This window comes from Erythrobacter ramosus (assembly GCF_009828055.1).
Lineage (GTDB): Bacteria > Pseudomonadota > Alphaproteobacteria > Sphingomonadales > Sphingomonadaceae > Erythrobacter > Erythrobacter ramosus.
Genome location: NZ_WTYB01000002.1, coordinates 1,129,309 through 1,155,406, shown reverse-complemented (window position 1 = coordinate 1,155,406; position 26,098 = coordinate 1,129,309). Strand labels below are relative to the sequence as shown.

At 64.5% G+C, this 26,098-nt stretch carries 22 protein-coding genes; 9 read left to right on the top strand and 13 right to left on the bottom strand.

What is annotated here, in order from left to right; all coding sequences use genetic code 11:
• Window positions 1-105: 105 nt before the first annotated feature.
• Entirely contained in the window at window positions 106-2,217 is a 2,112-nt protein-coding gene (locus GRI59_RS12180) for a prolyl oligopeptidase family serine peptidase (RefSeq protein ID WP_160761415.1), read from the bottom strand.
• Between the two features lie 127 nt (window positions 2,218-2,344).
• Between GRI59_RS12180 and GRI59_RS16005 the strand changes: the two genes are divergently transcribed.
• Entirely contained in the window at window positions 2,345-3,844 is a 1,500-nt protein-coding gene (locus GRI59_RS16005) for a sulfatase-like hydrolase/transferase (RefSeq protein WP_160761414.1), read from the top strand.
• Window positions 3,845-3,935: 91 nt separating this feature from the next.
• Here the strand turns inward: GRI59_RS16005 and GRI59_RS12170 are convergent, their stop codons facing one another.
• The 7 genes from GRI59_RS12170 to GRI59_RS12140 form a co-directional block, all read right to left on the bottom strand.
• A complete protein-coding gene (locus GRI59_RS12170; RefSeq protein WP_160761413.1) occupies window positions 3,936-4,193 on the bottom strand; it encodes an ATP synthase F1 subunit epsilon in 258 nt (85 codons plus the stop codon).
• Window positions 4,194-4,199: 6 nt separating this feature from the next.
• The gene (gene atpD, locus GRI59_RS12165; RefSeq protein ID WP_160761412.1) at window positions 4,200-5,657 is read right to left on the bottom strand and encodes a F0F1 ATP synthase subunit beta; all 1,458 of its coding nucleotides are present in this window, start codon (window positions 5,655-5,657) and stop codon (window positions 4,200-4,202) included.
• Window positions 5,658-5,678: 21 nt separating this feature from the next.
• Window positions 5,679-6,548, bottom strand: a complete 870-nt coding sequence (locus tag GRI59_RS12160; RefSeq protein WP_160761411.1) for a F0F1 ATP synthase subunit gamma — start codon at window positions 6,546-6,548, stop codon at window positions 5,679-5,681.
• A gap of 12 nt (window positions 6,549-6,560) precedes the next feature.
• A complete protein-coding gene (atpA, locus tag GRI59_RS12155) occupies window positions 6,561-8,090 on the bottom strand; it encodes a F0F1 ATP synthase subunit alpha (RefSeq protein ID WP_160761410.1) in 1,530 nt (509 codons plus the stop codon).
• 12 nt (window positions 8,091-8,102) lie between these two features.
• Window positions 8,103-8,657, bottom strand: coding sequence for a F0F1 ATP synthase subunit delta (locus GRI59_RS12150; RefSeq protein WP_160761409.1), 555 nt, complete (start codon window positions 8,655-8,657; stop codon window positions 8,103-8,105).
• Window positions 8,658-8,844: 187 nt separating this feature from the next.
• Window positions 8,845-9,204 carry a hypothetical protein gene (locus GRI59_RS12145; RefSeq protein ID WP_160761408.1) on the bottom strand — a complete coding sequence of 120 codons (360 nt, stop codon included), beginning with the start codon at window positions 9,202-9,204 and terminating at the stop codon, window positions 8,845-8,847.
• A gap of 95 nt (window positions 9,205-9,299) precedes the next feature.
• Window positions 9,300-10,856, bottom strand: coding sequence for a S1 family peptidase (locus tag GRI59_RS12140; protein WP_183363595.1), 1,557 nt, complete (start codon window positions 10,854-10,856; stop codon window positions 9,300-9,302).
• A gap of 103 nt (window positions 10,857-10,959) precedes the next feature.
• On the opposite strand from GRI59_RS12140, the gene ada reads away from it, so the two are divergent.
• Window positions 10,960-11,994: a bifunctional DNA-binding transcriptional regulator/O6-methylguanine-DNA methyltransferase Ada gene (ada, locus tag GRI59_RS12135; protein WP_160761406.1), complete on the top strand. Its 1,035-nt coding sequence runs from the start codon at window positions 10,960-10,962 to the stop codon at window positions 11,992-11,994.
• 375 nt (window positions 11,995-12,369) lie between these two features.
• Here the strand turns inward: ada and GRI59_RS12130 are convergent, their stop codons facing one another.
• From GRI59_RS12130 to GRI59_RS12115, 4 genes are read right to left on the bottom strand one after another with little or no spacing between them, the layout of a single operon-like run.
• Window positions 12,370-13,005, bottom strand: a complete 636-nt coding sequence (locus tag GRI59_RS12130) for a glutathione S-transferase family protein (RefSeq protein ID WP_160761405.1) — start codon at window positions 13,003-13,005, stop codon at window positions 12,370-12,372.
• Between the two features lie 11 nt (window positions 13,006-13,016).
• Window positions 13,017-14,579 carry a cryptochrome/photolyase family protein gene (locus GRI59_RS12125; RefSeq protein WP_160761404.1) on the bottom strand — a complete coding sequence of 521 codons (1,563 nt, stop codon included), beginning with the start codon at window positions 14,577-14,579 and terminating at the stop codon, window positions 13,017-13,019.
• A gap of 43 nt (window positions 14,580-14,622) precedes the next feature.
• Window positions 14,623-16,137: a tetratricopeptide repeat protein gene (locus GRI59_RS12120; protein ID WP_160761403.1), complete on the bottom strand. Its 1,515-nt coding sequence runs from the start codon at window positions 16,135-16,137 to the stop codon at window positions 14,623-14,625.
• A gap of 42 nt (window positions 16,138-16,179) precedes the next feature.
• Complete coding sequence (locus GRI59_RS12115; RefSeq protein ID WP_160761402.1) at window positions 16,180-18,348, bottom strand: primosomal protein N'; 2,169 nt, start codon at window positions 18,346-18,348, stop codon at window positions 16,180-16,182.
• Window positions 18,349-18,404: 56 nt separating this feature from the next.
• On the opposite strand from GRI59_RS12115, the gene GRI59_RS12110 reads away from it, so the two are divergent.
• Complete coding sequence (locus GRI59_RS12110; RefSeq protein WP_160761401.1) at window positions 18,405-19,097, top strand: DUF4197 domain-containing protein; 693 nt, start codon at window positions 18,405-18,407, stop codon at window positions 19,095-19,097.
• On the opposite strand, the gene GRI59_RS12105 is transcribed toward GRI59_RS12110, so the two are convergent.
• Window positions 19,094-19,750, bottom strand: a complete 657-nt coding sequence (locus GRI59_RS12105) for a DUF2490 domain-containing protein (RefSeq protein ID WP_160761400.1) — start codon at window positions 19,748-19,750, stop codon at window positions 19,094-19,096. The genes GRI59_RS12110 and GRI59_RS12105 overlap by 4 nt on opposite strands.
• Before the next feature lie 58 nt (window positions 19,751-19,808).
• Between GRI59_RS12105 and fsa the strand changes: the two genes are divergently transcribed.
• The 6 genes from fsa to GRI59_RS12075 all read left to right on the top strand — a co-directional run bounded on the left by fsa (window position 19,809) and on the right by GRI59_RS12075 (window position 26,041).
• Window positions 19,809-20,462 (top strand): fructose-6-phosphate aldolase, encoded by a 654-nt coding sequence (gene fsa, locus GRI59_RS12100; RefSeq protein WP_160761399.1) that lies wholly within the window; start codon window positions 19,809-19,811, stop codon window positions 20,460-20,462.
• Between the two features lie 64 nt (window positions 20,463-20,526).
• Entirely contained in the window at window positions 20,527-22,365 is a 1,839-nt protein-coding gene (cobT, locus tag GRI59_RS12095; RefSeq protein ID WP_160761398.1) for a cobaltochelatase subunit CobT, read from the top strand.
• Window positions 22,362-23,036 (top strand): nitroreductase, encoded by a 675-nt coding sequence (locus tag GRI59_RS12090; RefSeq protein ID WP_160761397.1) that lies wholly within the window; start codon window positions 22,362-22,364, stop codon window positions 23,034-23,036. Before cobT ends, GRI59_RS12090 begins: the two co-directional genes overlap by 4 nt.
• Before the next feature lie 107 nt (window positions 23,037-23,143).
• The gene (cysS, locus tag GRI59_RS12085; protein WP_160761396.1) at window positions 23,144-24,616 is read left to right on the top strand and encodes a cysteine--tRNA ligase; all 1,473 of its coding nucleotides are present in this window, start codon (window positions 23,144-23,146) and stop codon (window positions 24,614-24,616) included.
• Window positions 24,617-24,735: 119 nt separating this feature from the next.
• Window positions 24,736-25,092, top strand: coding sequence for a hypothetical protein (locus tag GRI59_RS12080; protein WP_160761395.1), 357 nt, complete (start codon window positions 24,736-24,738; stop codon window positions 25,090-25,092).
• A gap of 10 nt (window positions 25,093-25,102) precedes the next feature.
• Window positions 25,103-26,041, top strand: a complete 939-nt coding sequence (locus GRI59_RS12075; RefSeq protein WP_160761394.1) for a D-2-hydroxyacid dehydrogenase — start codon at window positions 25,103-25,105, stop codon at window positions 26,039-26,041.
• The last annotated feature ends 57 nt before the right edge of the window (window positions 26,042-26,098 follow it).

Below are 26,098 nucleotides of genomic sequence, written 5' to 3'. Positions count from 1 at the left end.
GTGTCGGCCTGTCTTACAGGCAGTTGAGTTGCCTTGCGGGCCTAACGCAAAAGGGGCGACTCCTTGCCGGAACCGCCCCTTGGCAAATCGCCTGTCAGCGCGTGTTTATCCGCCGGTTACCGGCGCCATCAAACGCTGCATCAGGTAGATGAATTGCAGCGCCTGAAGCTTCGCACGCTGATCATTGTCGACCCCGCCAGAATGGCCCCCGGTGGTATCCTCGAAGTAGTAATAGGGCTGGCCGAGCGCCTTTAGTTTGGCGGCACCCTTGCGCGCGTGGGCAGGGTGGGTGCGGTCATCCGCGGTCGAGGCCCACAGGAACGGCGCGGGGTAATCCACGCCTGCGACGATCTTCTGATAGGGCGAATAGCCCTCGATCCAGGCGCGCTGTTCGGGGATGCGCGGATCGCCATATTCACCGATCCATGATGCCCCACGCCCGATCAGGTGATAGCGCAGCATGTCGAACAGCGGGATTTGCACGATCGCGGCGTTCAGCAGGTCGGGGCGCTGAGTGAAGAAGGTGCCGACCAGCAGCCCTCCCTGCGAGCCGCCCTGAATGCCAAGATGCTCGGGCGACGTGAAGCCGCGCTTCACCAGATCTTCACCCACGGCGATGAAATCGTCCCAGGTGCGCTGCTTGTTCTCGCGGATCGCGGTCTGGTGCCAGTTAGGCCCAAACTCGCCGCCACCGCGCAGGTTGGCGAGCACATAGGCGCCGCCCTTTTCGACCCACAGTTTGCCGGTCGAGCCAAGGTAACCGGGCAGGCGCGGCACTTGGAACCCGCCGTAGCCTGTCAGCAGTGTCGCCATGGTGCCATCCAGCGCCATCCCCTTGGGCTTGACGATGAAGTAGGGGATCTTGGTCCCGTCCTTGCTGGTCGCCTCGTGCTGTTCGACATCCATTCCCGCCGGATCGAAGTAAGCCGGGCTGGTCTTGAGCACGGCGGGCGGCGTGCTGCCGTCCGTGTAGTAGAGCGTGGTCGGGTTGAGGAAATCGCTGACCGTGTACATGATCTGGTCGGTCTCGTCCGAGGATGCCGCGATGCCGAGCGTCGCGTTATCGGGCAGGGGGACTTCCTTGCTGACCCACTTGCCGCCGTCGAAGTTGAACTCTAGCACCTTGCCAACGACATTGTCGAGCAGCGTCACGAACAGCGCATTGCCGGTGACTGCGCCGCCCTGCTTGGTCTGGCGCTCACCCGGCGCCCATACCAAGGTCTTCTTCGCGCCGTTGGGATTGGCTTTCCATTCCTCAAGATCGACCGCAATCAGGCTGTCAGCGGGGAAGGTCTGGCCGTCTGTGGTCCAGTCGACATCGGTCGACAGCAGGATGTGGCCGTCGACGATCCCGAACAGTCCGGCCTTCTTGGGAATGTCGAGTTCGAGCCACGTTCCGTTGTGCTCGACATAGTTGATGCTCTCATGGAAGCTGACGCCGCGATAGGCGGTGCGGGCGTGGATGGTGCCCTTGTTGTCGCGCAGCAGGGTCGCGCCGGCCCACACGTCGCTTGCCTCGCCCCGGAAGATATCAGGCGCATCGGCGATGGCCGTGCCGCGCTTCCAGACACGGCTGGTGAAGGGATACTCGCTCTCCGTCAGCGTGCCTTCGCCAAAGCCGCGACCGACCAGCAGCGTATCCGCGTCGATCCACTGCACGCCGCCCTGGCTTTTGGTGTCGAGCACAAAACCGCCTGCAACGAACTGCTTCGTCGTGGTGTCGAATTCGCGCATGATGGTGGCATCCTCGCCGCCGTCGCTCAGCGCGACCATGCACTTGGTCAGCGCAGGCGGCAGGCAGGTCATGCCCTGATAGACCCACTCCTTGCCTTCAGCCTTGGCGAGCGCATCGACATCGAGGACGATTTCCCACTCCGGCTTGGCGGTGCGATAGGATTCCAGCGTCGTGCGGCGCAGCAGTCCCTTGGGGTTCGCCTTGTCCTGCCAGAAATTGTACAGCCCATCGGGGCGGAAGCTGACGAAGGGGATGCGGTCTTCGCTGTCAAAGATCGCCAGCGCTTCGGCCTTCAATTGGGCATAGCGCGGATCAGCTTCGAACGCCGCCAGCGTCCGCTCGTTCTCCTTGGCGACCCATTCGAGTGCCTCGGGGCTGCGGGCCTCCTCGAGCCAGATATAGGGATCCTGCTCGGGGCCGGGGACGCCGGTGTCGGCTGGGGCGTCCTGCGCGGCCAAACCGGCGGTCGATAGGGCAGTCATTGCGAGCGCCAGGGCGAAAGTGGAGACAAGTTTCAAGCGTCCTCTCCTCGGGGTTTGCTGCGCCATATTGTGCCGAGCAAGCGACGCAAAGGGAAGAGGGGACAGCAAAAAGTCCGGCAGCCACCGCGTGTTATCGTTCGCCTGTCTGCTCGTAAGCCCCGAACGTTTACTGGTAATTAACCTTGATCGGCTAGCCCCTGCCCTGACGCCGGCAGCTCCTTGCGCAAAGTGGCAGCGGGATCAACATCCGTTCGGGGACGCACGAATTATGGGCCATTCTTTATTGAAACGTCTTCCCGTTTCATTCTTCGAAGATGAAGAAGAAAAGACGAGAGTGGCTAACTGGTTGCTGGTCTGGGTGGTACTGGCAAATGCCGCTTTCAGCCTGATGTACTTCACCGGTTCACCGCCGCGGATTACGTCGATCATGACGTTCGGCGTCATCGGCCTGCTCGTTCGCAACCAGCCCTATTTTGTCAGGGCCTTCGCCTTTGTCGGTGGCCTCGCCTACGCAATCTTCACGATTCTTGGCGCCCTGTTTAATCTGCCCGTCTACTCGCTCAGCCAGTCGATCAGGTTTATGGGAGACCTCAACGCGCTCAATTCGGTCGAATATGTCGCCATCGGCACGCTTTTGCTTGTCATGCTTGGCTGTGCTCTCTGGGCCTTGCGCCGACCGACCAACTTCGCAAGCCAGCGCGCGGCCATGGTCGCATGCGCTGCTGTCGCGCTTGTCGCAGCGACCGATTACGGAATGGGTTTCGGAAGCCGCGGGCACTACAAGCGGTACAATTTCGAGGGCGCCGCGTTCACCTCGGGCGTGTCGGCGAGTGGCCTGGTGCCGGCTGCGGGAGAAGCCCCGCGGCATATTCTCATCGTCATGGTCGAATCTCTTGGCAAGCCGATCGGCAATGCCGATCTCGAACGACTGGTCTTTGCCCGTTACAACGAACCCGCCGTGCGCGCCCGGTTCGATGTGACGCGCGGAGACAGCACCTATTACGGTTCGACCACTTCGGGCGAGGTCCGCGAGTTGTGCGGGCGCTGGGGAGACTATTATGACCTGCTTGACCGAAGCGATGATAGCTGCCTTCCTGCCACGATGGCGCGGCGCGGGTATGATACGTCCGCCTACCACAGCTTTGCCGGAGACTTCTTCGACCGTAGCACGTGGTACCCCAATATCGGCTTCGACAAGATGCACTTCCGCAGCGATCTCCTGAAGGGCGGTGCCGAGAGCTGCGGCGGGGTGTTCCCGGGGGTCTGCGACCGCGACGTTCCGCGCCAGCTCGCGGCCAAGCTCAAGGCTGCGGATAAGCCGCAGTTCGTCTACTGGCTGACGGTCAATTCGCACCTTCCGGTGCCTGAGGCGAACAATCTGGGCGTGGAAAACTGCGAGCGCCTCTCGCCCCGTCTGGCGGCCGATTATCCGATAATTTGCCGGCAGGTCGCGATCTGGGATGACATCGACAAGGCGATGGTCAAGGAAATCACTGCGGCCGATTTTCCGCCGACCGACATTCTCATCGTCGGTGATCACATGCCGCCCTACTTCGACCGCAAGAGCCGGGTCCAATTCGCCCCTGATCGCGTTCCGTGGATGCTGCTGAAATGGCGCGGAGCCTGAGAGGGGAGACTTATCCGGTTCCACCAGCCGCAAATAGCAACGGCGGCCCCGCGAGGCCGCCCTTGCGCGTTTCCAGCAGCGATCGCGGGGCTCAGCCCTCGACGTGTTCGGCGAGAACGGTGAGGCCCTTTTCGTTCACCTCAGCAAAGCCGCCGCGCACCTGGATGATCTCCGGCGTCGCGCCGTCCTTGGCGAAGATCTGCACCGCCCCGTCGCGGATCGTGCTCATGAAGGGCGCATGGCCCTCCAGCACGCCGAATTCGCCCTCGGTGCCGGGGACGACCACCATGTGGACGTCTTCCGAACGGACGAGTTTGGCAGGAGTGACGAGTTCGAAGTGGAGGGGCATGATGCCTTAGACCTCTTCGGCCATCTTCTTGGCCTTGGCGACCACATCCTCTATCCCGCCGACCATGTAGAACGCCTGCTCCGGCAGGTGGTCATATTCGCCGTCGACCACCGCCTTGAAGCTCTTCACGGTGTCTTCGATCTGCACGAACACGCCCGAAATGCCGGTGAAGACTTCCGCAACGTGGAACGGCTGCGACAGGAACTTCTGGATCTTGCGCGCGCGGGCGACGATCGTCTTGTCCTCTTCCGAGAGCTCATCCATCCCAAGGATGGCGATGATGTCCTGCAGGCTCTTGTACTTCTGCAGGGTTTCCTGAACGCGGCGGGCGGTTTCGTAGTGCTCGGCACCCACGACACGCGGTTCGAGGACGCGGCTGGTCGAGTCCAGAGGGTCGACCGCCGGGTAAATGCCCAGTTCCGAAATCGCGCGGTTCAACGTCGTGGTCGCATCCAAGTGAGCAAACGAAGCGGCAGGCGCAGGGTCGGTCAAGTCGTCCGCGGGGACGTAGATCGCCTGCACCGAGGTGATCGAACCCTTGTTGGTCGAGGTGATGCGCTCCTGCAGCTTGCCCATGTCGGTCGCCAGCGTCGGCTGATAACCCACCGCCGAAGGAATACGGCCGAGCAATGCCGACACTTCGGAGCCCGCCTGCGTGAAGCGGAAGATGTTGTCGACGAAGAACAGCACGTCCTGGCCTTCGACGTCGCGGAAATACTCCGCCATCGTCAGGCCCGAGAGCGCGACGCGCGCGCGGGCACCCGGGGGCTCGTTCATCTGGCCGAAGACCAGCGCCACCTTGGAGCCTTCCGAGGTCGCATTGCCCTCGGCATCCTTGGCGATAACGCCCGCGTCGAGGAATTCGTGGTAGAGGTCGTTGCCTTCGCGGGTACGCTCACCCACGCCGGCGAAGACGGACACGCCGCCGTGGCCCTTGGCGATGTTGTTGATCAGTTCCTGAATGAGAACAGTCTTGCCAACGCCCGCGCCGCCAAACAGGCCGATCTTGCCGCCGCGCGCATAGGGCGCGAGCAGGTCGATCACCTTGATCCCGGTGACAAGGATCGCCGCGTCGGTCGACTGGTCGATGAACAGCGGGGCTTCGGCGTGGATCGGCATGGTGCTTTCCGCGCCGATCGGGCCGCGCTCGTCGATCGCTTCGCCGATCACGTTCATGATGCGGCCGAGCACCTTGGGGCCGACCGGCACCGAGATCTGCGCGCCGGTGTTCACGACTTCGCTACCGCGCACGAGGCCTTCGGTCGCGTCCATCGCGATGGTGCGCACGGTGTTTTCGCCAAGGTGCTGGGCGACTTCGAGCACCAGCGTCTTGCCGTTGTTCTTGGTTTCCAGCGCGGTCAGGATCGCGGGCAGTTCGCCCGGGAACTGCACGTCGACGACAGCGCCGATGACCTGGCTGATCGTGCCGTTGGTGGTCTGGTTGAGAGCGGGGGCGGTGGCCATGATTGTTTCCTTGGCTTTCGATTAGAGCGCTTCTGCGCCCGCGATAATTTCGATGAGTTCGGTGGTGATCGCCGCCTGACGCTGGCGGTTGTAGATGATCGTGAGCTTCTGGATCAGCTCGCCCGCGTTGCGCGTGGCGTTATCCATCGCGGTCATCGAGGCGCCCTGTTCGGAGGCTTCACGTTCAAGCAGCGCGCCGAAGAGCTGGGTGCGCACATAACGCGGCAGCAGTTCTTCGAGGATTTCCTCTTCGCTCGGCTCATAATCGACCACCGATCCGGTGTCCTCGGCCAGTGTCGGCGCGGGGACGGGGATCAGCTGGTTGATGGTCGGGTCCTGCGCCAGTGCCGACTTGAAGGTCGGGTAGACGAGGTGCGCGACATCGAAATGGCCAGCGTCGAACAGCGAGATCAACTCGTTGGCGATGCCTTCGGCTTCGGCAAAGCCGGGGGTCTTAACCGTACTGGTGTCGAACCCGCCACCGATCAGCGTCGGGTATTCGCGCTTCAAAGGCGCGCGGCCCTTCTTGCCGACGAGGTAGAATTCCACCGTCTTGCCAGCCGCGATCAGTTCCTTCGCCTTCAGCTTGGCGGCCTTGACCAAGTTCGAGTTCAGGCCGCCGCACAGCCCCTTGTCGGTGTTGACCACCACAAGCAGGTGACGCTGGTCTGACCCGGTCCCGCCAAGCAGCTTGGGGGCGCTATCGCCCGCAACCTTGCCCGCGAGGCTCGCCATCACCGCCGCAAGGCGAGTGGCGTAGGGCCGGCCGGCCTCGGCCGCAGCCTGGGCACGGCGCAGCTTGGCCGCCGCGACCATCTGCTTGGCCTTGGTGATCTTCTGGGTCGACTTGACCGAGTTGATCCGGCCCTTGAGTTCCTTGAGTGAGGGCACTTCAGGGCGTCCTTACGCGAACTGCTTGGCGAAAGCTTGCAGTGCGGCCTTGGTCTTGTCCGCGACTTCGCCTTCGAACTTCTTGCTGGTGCGGATTTCGGTCAGGACCGAACCATGCTCACGGCGCATGTAATCGAGCATCTGGGTCTCGTACTCGTTCACCCGGTTCACCGGGATCGCGTCGAGGAAGCCGTTGGTGCCGGCGTAGATCGACACGGTCTGCTCTTCGAAGGGCATCGGCGAGAATTGCTTCTGCTTCAGCAGCTCGGTCAGACGCGCGCCGCGGTTCAGCAGCTTCTGGGTCGAGGCGTCGAGGTCCGAACCGAACTGCGCGAAGGCCGCCATTTCGCGGTACTGCGCAAGGTCCAGCTTCATCGAGCCCGAGACCTTCTTCATCGCCTTGGTCTGAGCGGCACCGCCGACGCGGCTCACCGACAGACCGACGTTGATCGCCGGACGGATACCCTGATAGAACAGGCCGGTTTCGAGGAAGATCTGGCCGTCGGTGATCGAGATCACGTTGGTCGGAATGTAGGCCGACACGTCGCCCGCCTGCGTTTCAATGATCGGCAGCGCGGTCAGCGAACCGCTGCCGTTGTCGCTGTTCATCTTCGCCGCGCGCTCGAGCAGGCGGCTATGGAGATAGAACACGTCACCCGGATAGGCTTCACGGCCCGGAGGACGACGCAGCAGCAGCGACATCTGGCGGTAAGCCACGGCCTGCTTGGAAAGGTCGTCATAGACGATCACGGCATGCATACCGTTGTCGCGGAAGAACTCACCCATCGCGCAGCCGGTGTAGGGTGCCAGATACTGAAGCGGGGCGGGCTCTGATGCGGTCGCGGCGACCACGATGGAGTATTCCATCGCGCCGTTTTCTTCGAGCTGCTTGACGATCTGCGCGACGGTCGAACGCTTCTGGCCGACGGCGACATAGACGCAGTAAAGCTTCTTGCCTTCATCGTCGCCCTGGTTGGCTTCCTTCTGGTTGATGAAGGTGTCGATCGCGACAGCGGTCTTGCCGGTCTGGCGGTCACCGATGATCAGCTCGCGCTGACCGCGGCCCACGGGGACGAGCGCGTCGATGGCCTTAAGACCGGTCTGGACGGGCTCCGACACGGATTCGCGCGGGATAATGCCCGGCGCCTTCACTTCGACGCGGCTGCGCTTTTCAGCCACAATCGGCCCCTTGCCATCGATCGGGTTGCCGAGCGCGTCGACGACGCGGCCGAGCAGGCCCTTGCCGACCGGCACGTCGACGATGGTGCCGGTGCGCTTGACGACATCGCCTTCCTTGATCTCGGCGTCAGAGCCGAAGATCACGACGCCGACGTTATCGGCTTCGAGGTTGAGGGCCATGCCCTGCACGCCATTGGCGAATTCCACCATCTCACCGGCCTGCACCTGATCGAGGCCGTGGATACGGGCGATCCCGTCACCCACCGACAGCACGGTGCCGGTTTCGCTGACTTCAGCCTCGGTGCCGAAATTGGCGATCTGGTCCTTGATGACCTTCGAGATTTCTGCGGCGCGGATTTGCATGGGTAGTGTCCTTTAAGCCTGCATGGCTTTGGCAAGCGAGTTGAGACGGGTGCGGATCGAGGCATCAATGCGCTGCGAGCCGATGGTGACGACGAGGCCGCCCAGAAGGTCAGGATCGACCGAGGCGGTGAGCATGACGGTGCGGCCTTCGCGCGCAGTCAGCTTGGTCTTCAGGGTGGCGAGCTGATCGTCGCTCAGCGGGTGGGCGCTGGTGACGGTCGCGGTCACTTCACCGCGCTGGGCCGCGGCAATCGCCTTGAACGCAGTGATGATCGCAGGCAGCTTGCCGAGGCGGCGGTTGCCGGCCAGCACGCCGATGAAATTGGTGGTGAGCGGGCTCAGCTTCAGCTTCTTCGCCACGGCCGCCATCGCCTTGCCCTGCACATCGCGGGCAAGTTCAGGGTTGGTGGTCAGCGCCGTCAGATCGCCCGATTCGGCCAGGGCAGCGCCCAGCGTCTCGAGATCGCTCTCGACAGCTGTCACCTTGCCACCTTCGGCGGCGAGATCGAACAGGGCCGAGGCATAGCGTCCAGCCAGGCTAGCCTTGATACCGGCGGAAATATCCACGCGCGTGCAATCCTCTCGGAAGCTTCAAAAGGGTAATTTGCTTGGGCCTTGGGAACGGGGCGTGCGCAAGGGCTGCCCTCAAGGTTGGCGCGCGCCTAGCAATTGATTCCCGATGGTGCAAGCCGGGAGGGGCGGGAATTGTGCAGGTGCGAACAAAAGCCTCTTCTGTACGCAACCTCGCAGGCGGTCAGCGCTGATCGCCCGCATAAGCTGCGGCAAGGCTCGTCCGGGCATCGGCCATGGTCTGACTGACAGCAGGGTGGCGGAGGATTTCGGCACAATAAAACACGGGGGCCGGAAGCGAACCGGCGTTCGCCTCGTCCTTGACCTGCGCCATCGGGGTCGCGGCTATCGCGGCGTCGATCACCGGCATCATCGCAAAGAAGAGCGTGATGTCGCCGCGCGATTGCTCGACAACCACCTGATTCCAGCGCTCTCCCTGCTCGCGCAGAACTTGAGCGTCACGTTCCGGCAGACCTTTGTTGCTGAGCGTGCGGAGGCAATAGGCCATCGCAAAGCCTGCGACGTGGCTGTCCAAAGTCGGCATCGACTGAGGCGCCGGAGCGTTTGGGGTTGCCGTACAACCGGCCGCTAGCATCAGCGCCAAGCCTCCTGCGAGCAAGGCCAGAGATGGCGTACGGATCATTTGGCGGCAGCCCTCGCCGTGCAAGAATAAACCAGCCGCTCGTTCGGCCGCTCGGGCAGTTTGGCGATCAGCGCCGACTGCTGTTCGCCCAAGGTGTGCGCTGCATCGCTCACACCGCAGGCGGGGGGTGAGTAGGCGGCGCGGGCAGCGCGCGCTTCGGCGAGCGCATCCTGCCCCAACAGATAACGATCGGTGCGCAGGGTGCGGGTGTCGGGGTCATAGGTGTTGACCGCGACCGCGGCATCGTCCTGCGCGGCGAAGACCCGCTGCCATTCGCCGCCCTTGCCAAGACCATATTGCGTGCGTGCGTTGACGCAGCCATCGGCGGACCAGTTAAAGGCGACATCATCGGTCTTTGCCGCCGTCACCCGGCTGCGATCCGGCACGAGCGTGCAGATCAAGGCGCCCTCAGCGGCGTCGCCCGCAACCTGAGCGCCAGTGGCTGGGCCGCCTTCCGCCTTGGAGACGGCGGCCGCGACCCGGTCCTCGATCTCAGCTAGGCCGGGGCGAGTGAACCATAGCAGCAGCGCGATCACCAGCGCTGCGGCTGCCGTCCCTGCCGCGATCATGGCGTGATTGCGCCGCGCCTCGTCACCGCGCCACACGGCGGCGGCATAGCCGATCCCGACCGCAGCCAGCAGCGCGATCAGCGCCAGCGCCATGCGGTTCTCGCGCGCTTCGAGCACCTCCATCTGCGCGGTCAGCCGCGCGGTCTCACGCACTTCGCGCATGGTTTCCGCCCGGTCCGCCAGTTTTTCACGTGCCTGCGATTGTTCCGCCTCAAGCCTTTGGCGTTCCTCCGCATTCAACTCGTCGATCGAGCGGCAGGGGAGGGTGTTGGTCACCGGTTCGACCCCGTTCTTGCGCAGGAACGGCATCAATTCGCGCAAGCTCACTGCGAAGTAGAACTCCGCCTCGCCGCTGTCCGAATCCGCGCTGAAGCTGTTCACCCCGATCACCCGCCCGCACGGATCGAGCAGCGGCCCGCCCGAATTGCCGCGTGCAATCGGTGCGGTGTGGAGGATCGTGTCGAACTGGCGCGACGGCCGCTCGCCCGACAGAAACCCGCGCGATTTGACCGGCGGCTGAGCGCGGAAGATGTCCGCCATATCGAGGCCTTGGGCCAGATCGACGTTCATCGGATAGCCGACTGCGGCGACCTCACCCAGGTTCCCGCCGACCCCGCCCGCCAGCGCCAGAGGCGGCAGGCGCAGGCTGTTCGGCGCAATCTCCAGCAGCGCCAGATCATTACGCGGGCTGATCGCAACCACCCGCGCAAACGCCCCGCCAGCGCCTTCGGGCGGTACGATCCCGATCCGCAGGGTATCGTCCTGTGCGGCCTCGCTCACCACGTGGGCATTGGTGATGATCCGCGTGGCCGAGACCGCAAAGCCGGTGCCGTGGCTGACGGGGACAGGCTCGCCGTTCTCTTCACCGATCAGCACCACCCGCACTACGCCGCGCGCCGCCGCATCGACATCACCGGGGTCGGCAGCGGCAGGCTGGGGCAGGGCAAGAGCGAGCAAGGCGAGGGCGAGCAGACAGCGAAGCATGGCCCGCATATAGCCGCTTTTTCGCAGGCCGCGACAGGTGAAGCGACATTGAGCGCAATTCCCGGGGGTGCAGGGCCGCGCGGTGTGTGGCAGAGTGTTTCACGTGAAACATTTAGAGAACATAACCGACGACGTGCGTTGGCAGATCGCCTTGGCCAAGGACCGCCGGTTTGACGGGGCCTTCGTCACCGGCGTTCATTCGACCGGCATCTATTGCCGCCCGTCCTGCCCGGCGCGGGCGCCCTTGCGCAAGAATGTGCGCTTCTATGCCACCCCTGCCGATGCCGAGAAAGCGGGATTAAGACCTTGTAAACGCTGCTCTCCTGCTACACAAAGCGCCGAGGAGGCCTGCGTGCTCGCTGCGATTGCTGCGATCCGCGCAGAAGGCGCGCTGACGCTGGAGGCGCTGGCCGATCTCACCGGCTACACGCCCACGCATTTCCAACGCCTGTTCAAACGCACGGTTGGAATGTCGCCCGCCGCCTTTGCCCGCGCGATCCGCGAGGAGCGGGTGCGCGCCGGGCTCAGCATGGGTCAAACCGTGACACAAGCCCTGTCAAACGCCGGATACGCCGGGTCAAAACAGTTCTACGCAGAGACGAAAGGCAGGCTGGGCATGGCGCCGAGTGACTGGAGCAAAGGCGGCGCGGGCCGCGTGGTTTATTGGGCGGTGCTGCCGACCTCGCTGGGGCCAATGCTGGTCGGGGCGACTGAGATGGGCGTGTGCTGTCTCGCCTTTGGAGAGGGTGAGGCGGAGTTGCAGGCAAGGTTCCCGCGCGCCGAGCTGTTGGCAGCGGGTGAGGACTTTCGCGATCTGTTCGCGCAGGTAGTCGCGGCGGTCGAGCAGCCGGGGCCGGGCTCGGCTGCGATCCCGCTCGATGTGAAAGGCACCGCGTTTCAGCAGCGCGTGTGGGAAGAACTGCGCCGCATCCCGCATGGCGAGACGCGGTCGTATAGCGAGTTGGCGGCGGCGCTTGGCAACCCCAAAGCCAGCCGCGCGGTCGGCGGGGCGAATGGGGCGAATAATGTCGCGGTCCTGATCCCGTGTCACCGCGTGATCGCGGCGGATGGAACGCTGGGTGGCTATGCCTATGGGCTGGCAATCAAGGCGGAGTTGCTCAAGCGGGAGGGGGTTTGAGGCAGGCTACCCCACTCCATCGTCGCCTCGGGCTTGATCCGGGGTCAGGCTTCTTTCTGGCTATCCACTTTGAGGGTGAAGTGAAGGAAGCCAGCCAAGCCCCGGAGGCGGGTCGGGGGCGTGCGCTGGGTAGAACACCTCGGCCGTCATCCCAGCGAAAGCTGGGACCTAGGGCCTCATAGTGCAGCGCTCGCCGCCCTAGGCCCCAGCTTTCGCTGGGGTGACGTTGGGGGGTGGAGCGACGCCAATGCCTTCGTCATTGCGAGGCGCCGCAGGCGGCGCGGCAATCCATGGTGTGAGGGTTCAACCTGCGGCTTGGGTTCGTCCGTGGATTGCTTCGCCTGCTCCTCGCAATAACGAGGGAGGGGTGCGACCTCAATCCAGCTTCGGCGGCATCCCCGGTTCGCACTTCGCCATCGCCGCCTGATACGCCGGCCGCTCGCCGATGCGCTTCAGATATGCTTGCAGGTTCGGCATTCCGTCGATGCTCATCCCGCTCATCGCGCGCGACGTCGTCAGTTGGAAGCCCATCATGATGTCGGCGGTGGTCAGCTGCGCGCCGCCGAAATACTCGGCCTCGCCCAGCCGCTTCTCGACGATCGCCCAGCCTTTCTGCACGCGGTCCGCCACGAAGGGCGGCAGCTCCTTGGCGCCCATGAACTGCGCCACCAGCGCCATCATGCCGTTGGTCATGAAGGTTGCGTTGGCCCAGTGGAGGTAGAACAGGTGGTCGGCGAAATCGGGGTGGTCCGCGCCCGGCACCAGCGCCGTTTCCGGCGCATATTTGGCGATGATGTAGTCCATGATCGCACCGCTCTCGCCCAGCACCAGATCGCCATCGGTAATGACCGGGGCGATGCCCATCGGGTGCAGCGCCTTGTATTCATCGGGCGCCAAGCGGTTGTCGGTGCGGCGGGTGTAGAGCTTGCACTCGTAATCCAGCCCCAGCTCCTCGGCCAGCCAGACGATGCGTTCGGATTGCGACAGGCGCAGGTGGTGGATTGTCAGCATGGCTTTCTCCCTTATTCAACTCGTGCCCAGCCTTTGCGGGCGGGTTCGAGAGAGTCGAGAAATTTTTCCGCGCTCTCCAGATATTCCGCCTGCTTGGCCTCGCCCATCCGGTCCCAGGTGGCGAAGATGCGGCCGATGCGGTGGTTGCTTTCCAGCCGCGCGCGGTTCCGGTCCATGAAGTGCCAGTAGAGCGGGTTGAACGGGCAGGCGTTCGGCCCGGTCTTCTGCGCGACCTTGTAACGGCACTTGCCGCAGTAATCGGACATCTTGTTGATGTAGTTTCCGCTCGCCGCATAAGGCTTGGTCGCGAGCCTGCCGCCATCGGCATAGAGCACCATGCCCGACACGTTCGGCAGCTCGACCCAGTCGAAGGCATCGGCATAGACCGCCAGATACCAGTCCTGCACCTCGCGGGGTGCAATCCCGGCGATCAGGCAGAAATTGCCGAGCACCATCAGCCGCTGGATATGGTGCGCGTGGGCATCTTCGCGCGTGGTGCGGATGCAGTCAGACAGGCAGCGCATGTCGGTTTTGCCGGTCCAGAAGAATTCCGGCAGCGGGCGGTGGGCGGCGAGTTCGTTGGCTTCGGCCAGCCCCGGCATCGTGTACCAGTAGAACCCGCGCACATATTCGCGCCAGCCGATGATCTGGCGGATGAAGCCCTCTACGGAATTCAACGGAGCCTTGCCTGATTTATAGGCAGCCTCGGCGGCGCGGCACAGTTCAAGCGGATCGAGCAGGCCGATGTTGAGGCTGGTTGAGAGCATCGAGTGATAGAGGTCGTCCTTCCCGTGGACCATCGCGTCCTGATAGGGCCCGAACAGGTCCAGCCGTCGGGCGAAGAAGGCTTCGGCAGCCTCCAGCGCCTCGGCGCGGGTGACGGGCCAGCCGAAAGGTTCCAGATCGCCGAAGTGATCGGCGAAGCGTTCGGCGACCAGCGCGACGACCTCTTGCGTGACGGTATCGGGCGCGAACTTGGGCGCGGGCGGCGCTAACATGTCACCCTTGGGCGGTTCGCGATTATCGGCGTCGAGGTTCCAGACGTCGCCTTCCGGCTTGCCGTCATCGCGCATCAGCAATCCGGTTTTGCGGCGCATCTCGCGATAGAAATATTCCATCGTGAGGTGCTTGCGCCCGTCAGCGAAGGCGCGGAACTCGGCGTGGGTCGCGATGAAGCGGGTGTTGGGGAGGATGCTGACCGGGCAGGGCAGGCGGTCTTCCCATTCCATGATCGCCTGCTGAACGCGCCACTCGCTCGCTTCAGTGATGCGGATTTCGGATGCGCCGTGGCGCTCGCAAGCACGGGCGACTTCGCCAGTGAAGCTGCCGGTGTTGGCGGCGCCATCCAACGCGACGTAATCGACGTGCCAGCCTTCAGCGCGAAGCTCTGCAGCGAAGTGGCGCATTGCCGAAAAAATCAGCACGATCTTCTGCTTGTGGTGTTTCACATAGGTCGCCTCGTCCCACACCTCCATCATCAGGATAACCGCCTCGCCGGGGGAAAGACCTTGAAGGCTGGAGAGGTTGCGCGAAAGCTGATCGCCGAGGATCGGCACAAGAACGGGACGAGTCATGCAGGGGATACGCGCTCGCCCCCGCTTTGGTTTCGCTCAGGAACTACTGCGTGACCTCCAGCGCCCGCCATGCGGCGGCGGAGAAGGCCGGATCATTAAGCATCGAGATCAGCAACCCGCGCGCCTTCCCCTTGTCCCCCCGGCGGCTCAGCGCGGTCGCCTGCGCGTAGCGGAAATCGCCCACCCCGGCATTGTGCAGGAACGCGCGTTCGAGCTGCTTTTGTGCGGCCACAGGCGGCGTGCGGCCCTGTTCGATATAGGTCTGGTGATAGAGCGCGGCGGCGAGCGGATGCAGCTCGGGATCGCGCGCCTGCCTTTTGAGCAGCGCACGCACTTCATCGTAAGAAGGCGGATCGTCCGGGTTGCCCTCGCGCACCAGCCGGGCGAGCATGATTTCGGCCTTGAGCCGCTGCGCGCTTTGCAGATCGGGGTCGATCGCCAGCGCGCGATTGACCGCCCGCCACGCCTCGGCATCGGAATAGGGGTTGGACATGACGATCAGTTCGCCGTTGGAAAAGCCGAAGCCGCGGAACACCGGCCGGCCGCCGAAATCGCTGTGCTGGACGCGGGCATATTCGGCCGCGGCATATTCGTACCACACCAGCGCGCTATAGGGGTGGTCGGCGGTCAGTTCGCGCAGCTCCTTGGCGGTGGATTTGAGGCGGGTTTCGAGCAGGCGTTCCAATCGTAAGTCGATCAGGGCAATCTCGTCGCGGTGCATCGGGCGGATTGCGACCCGGGTGGTAGCGGGCGGATCAACCTTCACCCGCCGCACCGGCGCCACGACCCGCCGCCGCGCCAGCTCCTGCGCCAGCGCATCGAGGTCGCCCAGCTCGCGTGCGGCATCTTCCATGTCGCGCCCGCCCGAATAGGCATCGACATAGCGATCGAGCACCCCTGCGTAACGCTGTTCGAGCAGCAGCGGACTGGCCAGCGCGCGGCTGACTTCGAGGAAGCGCGCATATTCCTCCTCCGTGCGGTGGCGAAACCGTACGGCCAGCGCTTCGGCCAGCGCCTTGCGGGTGATGCCGCTGACCGGTGCCAGACGGCGCGGCTGGCCGATGACGAAAACGCCTTCGCTCTCCTGCCTGTCAGAGCGGATGGCGGTGGCGAAGTAATGCGACAGGCCCGCCGACGTCCACATCGGCTTGGGCCGGAAGAAGGCATTGCCGAGGTGGAACTGCGCCAGGCAGTAGAAGATCTCACCCGGATCGGGCTGCCCTGCCGCGTCGGGCAGATAGAGCGCATAGGCGACTGGCAGCTCGGCATGGTTCTCGCACACCGCAGACGCACCGAAATCGACCACCCGCGCAATGCGGCGGGGATTGGGAGTCAGGAAGAATTCGGGCTTGCGGCCATGCCATGTCTCGCCCGGCAGCAGGCCATTGAGCACACGGTCGAAGTCCTCGATCGTCTGCATCAGCGCGCGCAGTTCGGCTTCCTCTATCTGCGCGTGGACGATGTAATGCTCGCTTTCGGCGCGCAGCCATGGGTTCGCATGAGCGGGAGCAGAAAGGCCGAGGGACAGGACTAGCAGCAGGAATAGGCGCGACACCATGTGTCACATCATATCATCGGACAAGCATCTGTAAATATGAGATCAAACGAAGCTGTAAGGGTCGATGTCGACGCCCACTCGCACTCCGGGGGCGAAGTTCACGGCGCCGATCCAGTCGCGCAAGACGGCCTGAATATTGGCGCTGCGCTTGGCGTTCACCAGAAAGCGATAGCGATAGCGTCCGCGCAGCAAGGCGAGAGGGGCCGGGGCGGGGCCGAGGATCTGCACGTCGGCCAGCCGGGGCCGCACATCGCCCAATCGCACCGCGGCCTCGCGGGCTTCCTTCTCATCTTCGCTCGACAGGATGATTGCCGCCCAGCGCCCGAACGGCGGTGCGCCCGCATCGCGCCGCCCGGCGGTTTCGGCGGCGTAGAAAGCATCGCGGTCGCCGCCTGCCAGTGCGGCGATGACCGGCGCGTCGGGGTGGCGGGTCTGGATCAGCACCTCGCCCGGCTTGGCCCCCCGGCCGGCGCGGCCTGCGACCTGCGCGATCTGGCTGAAGGTGCGCTCGCCCGCGCGCAAGTCTCCGCCTTCAAGGCCGAGATCGGCATCGACCACACCCACCAGCGTCAGTTCGGGGAAGTGGAACCCCTTAGTCACGAGCTGCGTGCCGATGATGATATCGATTGCGCGGCCTTCCGCCATCGCGATGAATTCTGCCGCCCGTTCGGGGGTGTTGAGGGTGTCGGAGGTCGCCACCGCCACCCGCGCCTCGGGAAATAGGTCGGCGACTTCGGCGGCGATCCGCTCCACACCGGGGCCGCAGGCGACAAGGCAGTCGCTCTCGCCACATTCCGGGCAGACTTCGGGCACCCGCGTCTCGAACCCGCAATGATGGCAGGCGAGGCGGGCGGAGAGGCGGTGCTCCACCAGCCACGCGCTGCACGACGGGCATTTGAACCGATGCCCGCAATTGCGGCAAAGGGTCAGCGGGGCATAGCCGCGACGGTTGAGGAACAGCAGCGATTGCTCGCCCTTCGCCAGCCGGTCGCGCAACCCCTCGACCAGTGGCCCGGCGAGCCAACGCTGGCTGCCGGGCTTTTCCTCGGTCAAGTTGACGAGCCGCACCGTCGGCAGGCTTGCACCGCCGAAGCGGGCGGGCAGGTCGAGCTTCGTGTAAACGCCGATATCCGCCATGTGCAGGCTTTCGAGCGCCGGGGTGGCGCTGGCGAGGATCACCGGCACGCCCTCGAACCGTGCCCGCATCACCGAGACATCGCGGGCGTTGTAGCGCACCCCGTCATCCTGCTTGAAGCTGATCTCGTGCGCTTCATCGACCACGATCAGCCCGAGGTTGGCGTAGGGCAGGAAGAGCGCCGAGCGCGCGCCGACTACGACCTGTGCGCTGCCATCCGCAATCGCCCGCCAGGCCCGCCGCCGCTCGGTCGATTTGAGCGAGGAATGCCATAGCACCGGCGCCGCGCCGAACCTCGCGGTAAAGCGGCTGAGGAAGTTCTCGGTCAGCGCGATTTCGGGGAGCAGCACCAGCACCTGCCGCCCCAACCGGATCGCCTCGGCGACGGGCTCGAAATAGGTCTCCGTCTTGCCGGAACCCGTCACCCCGTCGAGCAGGAAGGGGGCAAAGGCGCGCGTCTTGACGGCATCGGTGAAGATCGCCGCGACCGCCTGCTGATCGGGCGAAAGGTCGGGCTGGTGATGATCGGGATCGGCGGGCGGGTAGGGGCGGTCGACATTTACCACAACCGGTTCGAGCAACCGCGCCCCCGCCATGCCGCGCAGCACGCCTTCCGAAACGCCCGCCAGCGCAGCGAGCTCTCGCATCGTGCCCTGCTGGCCTGCGAGCTTCTCCAGCGCGGTCTTGCGCTGCGCAGTCAGCCGCCCAGAGCCTTCCGCGCCCGTCAGCCGGTATTCTGTCAAGGTCGCTGGCCCGCCCAATGCGCCGCCGCTCGACAACGCCATGCGCGCGACGCTGGCGAGGGGCGCGCAGTAGTAATCCGCGGTCCACTCAATCAGCCGCCTGAGCGGCGCGGGCAGGGGTGGGACGGGCAGCACTTCCAGTATGGGGCGCAGACGTTCGAAAGCGATTTCGTCCCCCGGCAGGCGCCCCTCGTCCCACACGATCCCCGTCACCTTGCGCGGCCCCAGCGGCGCGATAACGACGCTTCCCGCAGGCGCGCTGACGCCCTCGGGCAGCCGGTAATCCAGCGGGCCAAGCGCAGCGTTCAAAACTAACAGGCGGACGCGGTTCATGTTGCCGCCATATGGGGCTTGGCAAAGGACAAGGGCAAGCTGGGAGACCCGAGAAAATGACAACCGCGAACTTCACCCCAACCCGCCGCAGTCTGCTCGCCGGAGCCGCGGGCGGCGCGACCTTGCTGCTGCTCCCCGGCTGCGCAAGCACCGGCGGCTTTTCGATGGTCGAAGCGGTTCGGCGGTTGCTGCTGCTCGCATCCGAGAACGCCTTTGCGCGTCTGACCGCGCCGGGCGGGTTCTGGGACGAGCAGGTGGCGCAGCTTGGGCTGGCCAACCTGATGGGCACGCGCGGCGATGTGCTGTCGCGCATTCTCACCTCGGCGCTGGTCAAGGATCGGCTGGAGGAGCGCTTTGCCTCCTTCGCGATCGACGCGAGCTTTCGCGCCGCGCCGGTGGTGACTGACGCGATCCAGATGATCGGCTTCGACAACGCCATCGCGCTGGTGCGGGGCGGGCCGGATGCCGCGAGCAGCTATCTGCGCGGCGAAGTCGGCCCGGCGCTTATCGATGCGGTGGTGCCGGAACTGGGCGAGGCGATCCGGCTGAGCCGCGATCCGCTGATCGGGCAGGCGCTGAGTGCGCTTACCGGAGTGGATGCCGCAGGCGTGGCCGACCGGCTGGGCCGGGAAGTGGACAACGCTATCTGGGGCGAAATCGCGCGCGAGGAAGCCGCGATCCGCGCCAACCCGCAAAGCACGCGTGATCCGATGCTCATCGGCGTGTTCGGCGGGCTCAGCCGGATTTAGAAGCGGTAGGTGAGCGTCGTTTGCGGCACGTGCGTATAGCGCGCCGGACGGTCGCCACGCGGAGAGGCGATTAGCCAGTAATTCGCGCCCACTTCCAGCCGTTCATTGATGCGGTAGGCGACGCCCGCCTGCGCGCGCCATTGCTCGGTCGAGGCGCCTTCTCCGTCATTGCGCCCCTGCAACAGACCGAGCCATTCGCCCCCCACGCTCGCGCGCCAACCATCGCCCAGCGGCTGGTTGTATTGCACCCGTTGGCGCAGGCGCAGCTCGACCCGGTCAGCGCCATCGAAGAAGCGCTGTTCGAACCGGGTGCGAAATTCGAATCGCCCTTCGGTCAGCACGATCTGCTGGTGCGGGCGGATTTCTGTCGTGCCGCCCGCATCGAATACCGCCCCGCCGCCGCCGATGCGCACGCCTTGCGCCACGGTTTGCTCAATGGTGAAGCGGATGGTTTGCTGCTCATCCCCGCGCGCGTCTTCGCGCCAGCGGTGGGTGGCATCGACAGTCAGCCGCGTGTCCTTGTCGAGATCGGCCGTCAGGAACACGAACTGCCACAATTGCACGTCTTCATCGGCAGCATGGGCTTTCGATGGTTGCCAAGCCGCCAGTGTGGCGGCAAGCAGCATCCCGAAACGCATCGGCCATCGTGTCATGCGCGCCCCCTAGGCCCGCCATGTGGCGCTGGCTATCGTAATTTGCCGGAGTGAACCCATGAAATTCTTCGTCGACACCGCCGAGATCGAACCGATCCGCGAACTCGCCGCCACCGGCCTGCTGGACGGGGTGACCACCAACCCCTCGCTGATCGCCAAGTCCGGGCGGGATTTCATGGAAGTCACCCGTGAAATCTGCGGCATCGTGGATGGCCCGGTCAGCGCCGAAGTGGTCGCACTGGATCACGCGACGATGATGAAAGAGGCCGAAGTGCTGCGCAAGATCGCCGACAATGTCTGCATCAAGGTGCCGCTGACGGTGGATGGCCTGAAGACCTGCAAGGCGCTTTCGTCGGAAGGCACGATGGTCAACGTCACGCTGTGCTTCTCGGCCAATCAGGCGCTGCTGGCGGCCAAGGCGGGCGCGAGCTTCATCTCGCCGTTCGTGGGGCGGCATGATGACAACGGGTTCGACGGGATGGACCTGATCGAGGACATCCGCCTGATCTACGACAACTACAATTTCGCCACCGAAATCCTGGTCGCATCGGTGCGCCACACCATGCACGTGCTGCAAGCCGCCAAGATCGGCGCCGACGTCATGACCGCGCCGCCCAAGGTGATCCACGACCTGTTCAAGCACGTGCTGACCGACAAGGGCATCGAAGGCTTCATGGCCGATTGGGCCAAGACGGGTCAGTCGATCCTGTGACTTTTGCGAGCGGGGGCGCTTTTGGGCTTCCGGGCGCGAAGTTAGTTGCTAAAGAAAACGGATAATGGCTGACCAGTCCCCGCTCGATCTGTTCAAGCAAGCGCTGACCGGCGCATCGCGGGCGATTGCGCGCGATGCGGAGGTCGAGGTCGCGTGGAGCGCGGATGTGCCCGGCGCGGCGGGCAATCGCTTCCGTGTGCCGCTGCCGGGGCGTGATCTGCCCAAGGATCAAGTGACCGAGGCGCGCGGGTTTGCGGATTCGTTCGCGCTGAAGCTGCGTCACCACAACGCCGCGCTCCACGCTAAATCCGCGCCGCCCGAACCCATTGCGCGGGCGTGCTATGACGCGATTGAGCAGGTGCGTTACGAGGCGCTGGGTGCCAATCGCTTCGGCGGGATCAAGGCCAATCTCGACGCGGCGACCGAAATGCGCACCGCTTCCGACAAGATCGTGCGGGCGCAGAATTCTGCCGAAGTGCCGCTCCAGACCGCGCTCGCGCTGCTGGTGCGCGAGGCGCTGACCGGTGAGGCCGTGCCCGCGCGCGCGCAGGGCGGGATCGAGCTTGTGCGCGATTTCCTTGAAGAGAAGGTCGGCAAGGATTTCGGCGCGCTGGCGGAAAAGCTGGGCGATCAGGCGGCCTTCCAGAAGCTCGCGCTCGACATGCTGCGCGAACTCGATCTCACCCGCCCGACCGACGCGCCCGACGAGAGCGACAGCGATTCGCCCGATGACGAGGACGGCCCGGAGGATGACAGCCAGGGCGAGGACGACAGCCAGAGCGAGGGCGATCCGCAGGCGGCCGAAATGGCTGGTGAGATGGCCGAAGGCGACGGCGATGGCGAAGAAAGCTCCGACAGCGAGACCGACAGCGACATGTCGGACGGCGAGCCGAGAGACGATGGCGATGCGTCTAACGCGCCTGTCCGCCCCAACCGTCCGCAGGCCGAAGTCCCCGCAAGTGTCGATTACAAGGCCTTCACCACCCGCTTCGACGAAGAAGTCGCCGCGCCTGATTTGTGCGATGCGGAGGAACTCGACCGGCTGCGCGCCTATCTCGATAGTCAGCTGACCGGATTGCAGGGCGTGGTGACGCGGCTCGCCAACCGCTTGCAGCGCCGCCTGATGGCGCAGCAGAACCGCAGCTGGGATTTCGACATGGAGGAGGGCGTGCTCGACGCCGCGCGCCTCGCCCGCGTGGTGATCTCGCCCGGCACGGCCTTGAGCTACAAGGTTGAACGCGATGTCGAGTTCAAGGACACCATCGTCACGCTGCTGATCGACAATTCGGGCTCTATGCGCGGCCGTCCGATCAGCATTGCCGCGATCAGCGCCGACATTTTGGCGCGCACCTTGGAGCGCTGCGGGGTCAAGACCGAGATTCTCGGCTTCACCACCCGCGCGTGGAAGGGCGGGCAGAGCCGCGAAGCCTGGCTCGCCGATGGCAAGCCGCAGAACCCCGGTCGCCTCAACGACCTCCGGCACATCATCTACAAGCAGGCCGACGAACCGTGGCGCCGTGCGCGCCGCAATCTCGGGCTGATGATGCGCGAGGGGCTGCTGAAGGAAAACATCGACGGCGAGGCGCTGATCTGGGCGCACAGCCGCCTCCTCTACCGCCCCGAAGAACGCCGCATTCTGATGGTCATCTCCGATGGCGCGCCGGTGGATGATTCGACATTGAGCGTGAACTCGGCGGGCTATCTTGAGGCGCACCTGCGCTCCGTGATCGAGTGGATCGAGAAGGTCTCGCCCGTCCAGCTGGTGGCGATCGGCATCGGCCACGACGTGACGCGGTATTATCGCCGTGCGGTGACGATCATGGACGTGGAACAGCTGGGCGGGACGATCATGGAACAGCTCGCGGAGCTGTTTGAGGATGAGAAGGGCACAAAACGAAAATGAGCATCGCCACCACAATTACCGAAGCCGTCACCAGCCGCCGCTCGATCCGCACCTTTCTCGACAAGCCGGTTGATCTGGAAACCCTCACCCGCGTGATGGACAAGGCACGCTGGGCGGCCTCGGGCTGCAATTACCAGCCGTGGGAAGCGAGCATCGTCACCGGCCAGCCCTTGAAGGACCTTCAGGCGAAAATGATCGCCGAGGGCCCTAAGGCCGCCGAGTATGATTGGGCCGCGCCGGGCACCGAGGAAGCCTACAAAAAGCGGCTCGATGCGGTCTCGGCCGGCATGTTCGGCGCTATGGGCATTGCCCGCGATGACGGCGCGGGGCGCATGGCCGCGATGGCGCGCAACACCACCAGCTTCGATGCCCCCGCCGTGCTGTTCGTCTACTTCCCGCGCCTGATGAAGGAGCCGCAGTGGTCGGATGTGGGGATGTGGCTCCAGACCGTCGCTCTGTTGCTGCGCGAGGAGGGGCTGGACAGCTGCTTCCAGGAATACATGGCGATTTTCGCGAACACGATCCGCGACTTCCTCGGCCTCGATCACGAACGCTACATGTTCTTCTGCGGCATGGCGATCGGCTACCGCGACCCGGACGCGCCGCTGAACAATTTCGAGCGCCAGCGTTTGCCGCTGGAGGAGCACGTGAAGTTCATCGGGTTTGAATGAATCCCGTCACCCCGGCGCAAGCCGGGGTCGCTGGCCGCACGCTCCCGCTTGGCAGCGCGCGATCCCGGCTTGCGCCGGGATGACGGAATAGGGCAAAAGCCCGCGCCATGACCGATACGCCGCTCAAGCTGTTCAACTCGCTCACCCGCCAAGCCGAGGTGTTCGAGCCCGTCCACGCAGGCGAGGCGCGCGTCTATACCTGCGGGCCGACAGTCTATAACTACCCGCATATCGGCAATATGCGCGCCTATGTGTTTGCCGATGTGCTGGGGCGCACGCTCACGTGGAAGGGCCTCAAGCTCACCCACGTGATCAACATCACCGATGTGGGCCACCTCACCGATGATGCCGACGCGGGCGAGGACAAGATGGAGAAGATGGCTGCCGAACGCGCGCAGTCGATCTGGGACATCGCCGAGCATTACAAGCAGGCCTATTGGGCGGACGTAAAGGCGCTCAATATCCGCCAGCCGGCGCAGTGGACGGTCGCGACCGACTACGTCCCGCAGATGATCGAGTTTGCGAAGGGCATCGCGGACAGGCACTGCTACGAGCTCGACAGCGGGCTCTATTTCGATGTGTCGACCGTGGCCGATTATGCGCTTCTCGCTGGTCGCCATGCGCAGGAGCAGTTGGCTGAGGCGGACGAGGCGCACATGCGGATTGATCCTGTAAAGGATAAACGCAACGCTGCCGACTTCGCGATCTGGCGCAAGACTCCGGCAGGCGAGAGTCGCCAGATGGAGTGGGATTCGCCATGGGGTAAAGGCGCGCCGGGCTGGCATCTCGAATGCTCGGTGATGAGCGGCGCAGTGCTCGGCTTCCCCTTCGACATCCACACCGGCGGGATCGACCATCGCGAAATCCACCATCCGAACGAGATCGCGCAGAATCAGGCGTTCTGCTGCACCAATGGCTTGGATGATCCGCGCAACTCGGGCGCGAAGATCTGGATGCACAACAACTTCCTCGTCGAGCGATCAGGGAAGATGTCGAAGTCCTCGGGCGAATTCCTGCGGCTGCAATTGCTGATCGACCGGGGGTATCACCCGTTGGCGTACCGGCTGATGTGCTTGCAGGCGCATTATCGCAGCGAGCTGGAGTTCTCGTGGGAAGGCTTGGGCGCGGCGCTGACGCGGTTGAAGCGAATGGTGATGGCGGCTGGGCCGCTCACCGACGTGTTGCCGCGACCCGAGGCAGAGCATCCGAAATTCGTGCCGGTTCTGGCCAAGTTTGACGCAGCGATGGCGGATGATCTGGGCACGCCGATCGCACTGACGGCGCTTGAAGAGGCGCTCGCGGTCAAAAAGGTCGATGCCGGGATCAAGCGCGCGGTGGTTGAAGACATGGACGCGGTGCTGGGCCTCGGCCTGTTTACGCTGACCCGCGCTGACCTGCGCATCCGGCCTAAGGCCGCGACCATCACCGAAGCCGACATCGAAGCCGCGCTTGCCCGCCGGAAGGAAGCGCGCGCCGCCAAGGACTTCGCCGCCTCGGACGCGATACGCGACGAACTCAGCACGCAAGGCGTCGAGGTGATGGACGGCGATACGCTTGGCTGGGAGTGGAGGCTGACTTAGCCTTCCCTCACCCCGGCCCCCGAGCAGGGGCCCCGACTGCGCTGCAAGAATAGCTGGGCCCCGGGCCAAGCCCGGGGCGGGGGTGGAAAGGTCAATAGCGGCACGCTAAAATTAGTTGCATGATGCAACTGATTCTCTGGCTGATGCTCGCTGCGATCCACGCTATGCCCGCGCTCGCGCTGTTCCGGCCCGCGACCTTGACCTCACTCTACCGCCTCCAGCCGGACAATCCGTTGTTCCTGCTCATGCAGCACCGCGCGGGGCTGTTCTTTGCGGTGTTCGTCGCCTGTATCTTCGCCGCCTTCGTCCCCGAGGGACGGCGGCTGGCCGTGCTGGTGGTCGGCATCAGGATGGTGAGCTTCCTTATCCTCTACTGGCAGGCCGGATCGCCTGCGCCGCTGCGCAAGATCGCGCAGGTCGATCTGGCGGGGTTGCCAGTTCTGGCAGGGGTGGCGTGGCTCGCTTTCCGGCAGTAACGCGGTCGGCATGACCATCCTCGCTATCTCCGGCCTGATCCGCCCGATGCTCGAACACCGCTTGCCGGAAGGCCTCGAGGTGCGCTGGTTCATGACTCACGAAGAGGCGATGGAGGCCGTGGCCGAGGCCGAAATCGGCTGGTTCGATATGAACGATCAGCAGGCGATGGCTGAAACGCTGCGCGCGGCGAAGAAGCTCAAGTGGCTCAATTCGATCTACGCCGGGCTCGATTTCCTTCCCATGGATGTGCTGATCGAGCGCGGCATCACCGTCACCAACGGGGCGGGGATCAACGCCATCACCATCGCCGAATATGTGGTGATGGGTATGTTGAATATCGCCAAGGGCTACCGCGAGGTGGTGCGCGCGCAGGACCGACATGAATGGCTGCTCGATTCGCCCGGCAAGCGCGAGTTGGCGGGGTCGAAGGCGCTGCTGCTCGGCTATGGCGCGATCGGGAAGCTGATCGAGCCGCGCCTTGCCGCCTTCGACGTCGAAGTTAGCGTTGTCCGCCGCTCGCCCGGCCCCAACACCCTCGGCCCCGATGACTGGCGCGCGCGGCTGGGTGAGTTCGACTGGATCATCCTCGCCGTCCCCGCCACGCCGGAAACGGAAAGCATGATCGGGGCTACGGAGCTGGCCGCGATGAAATCCGATGCCGTCATCGTCAACATCGCGCGCGGCAGTGTGATCGATCAGCCCGCGCTGGTCGAAGCCCTTGAAAAGAAGACCATCGGTGCGGCGTTCCTCGACGTCACCTCGCCCGAGCCGCTGCCCGCCGATCATCCGCTGTGGGCGCTCGATAACGCGCATATTTCGATGCACCTGTCGGGCCGCGCGCAGAGCAAGATGTTCCTGCGCAGCGGCGACCGCTTCCTCGACAATCTCGGGAAATATCTGCGGGGTGAGCCGGTCGCCCCGGTGTTCGATCCGCGCCTCGGCTACTGATCGCCTCGACCCGACATTGCTGCTGTGCGCTTTGGCGCTTTTCTGCAATACCTGTTG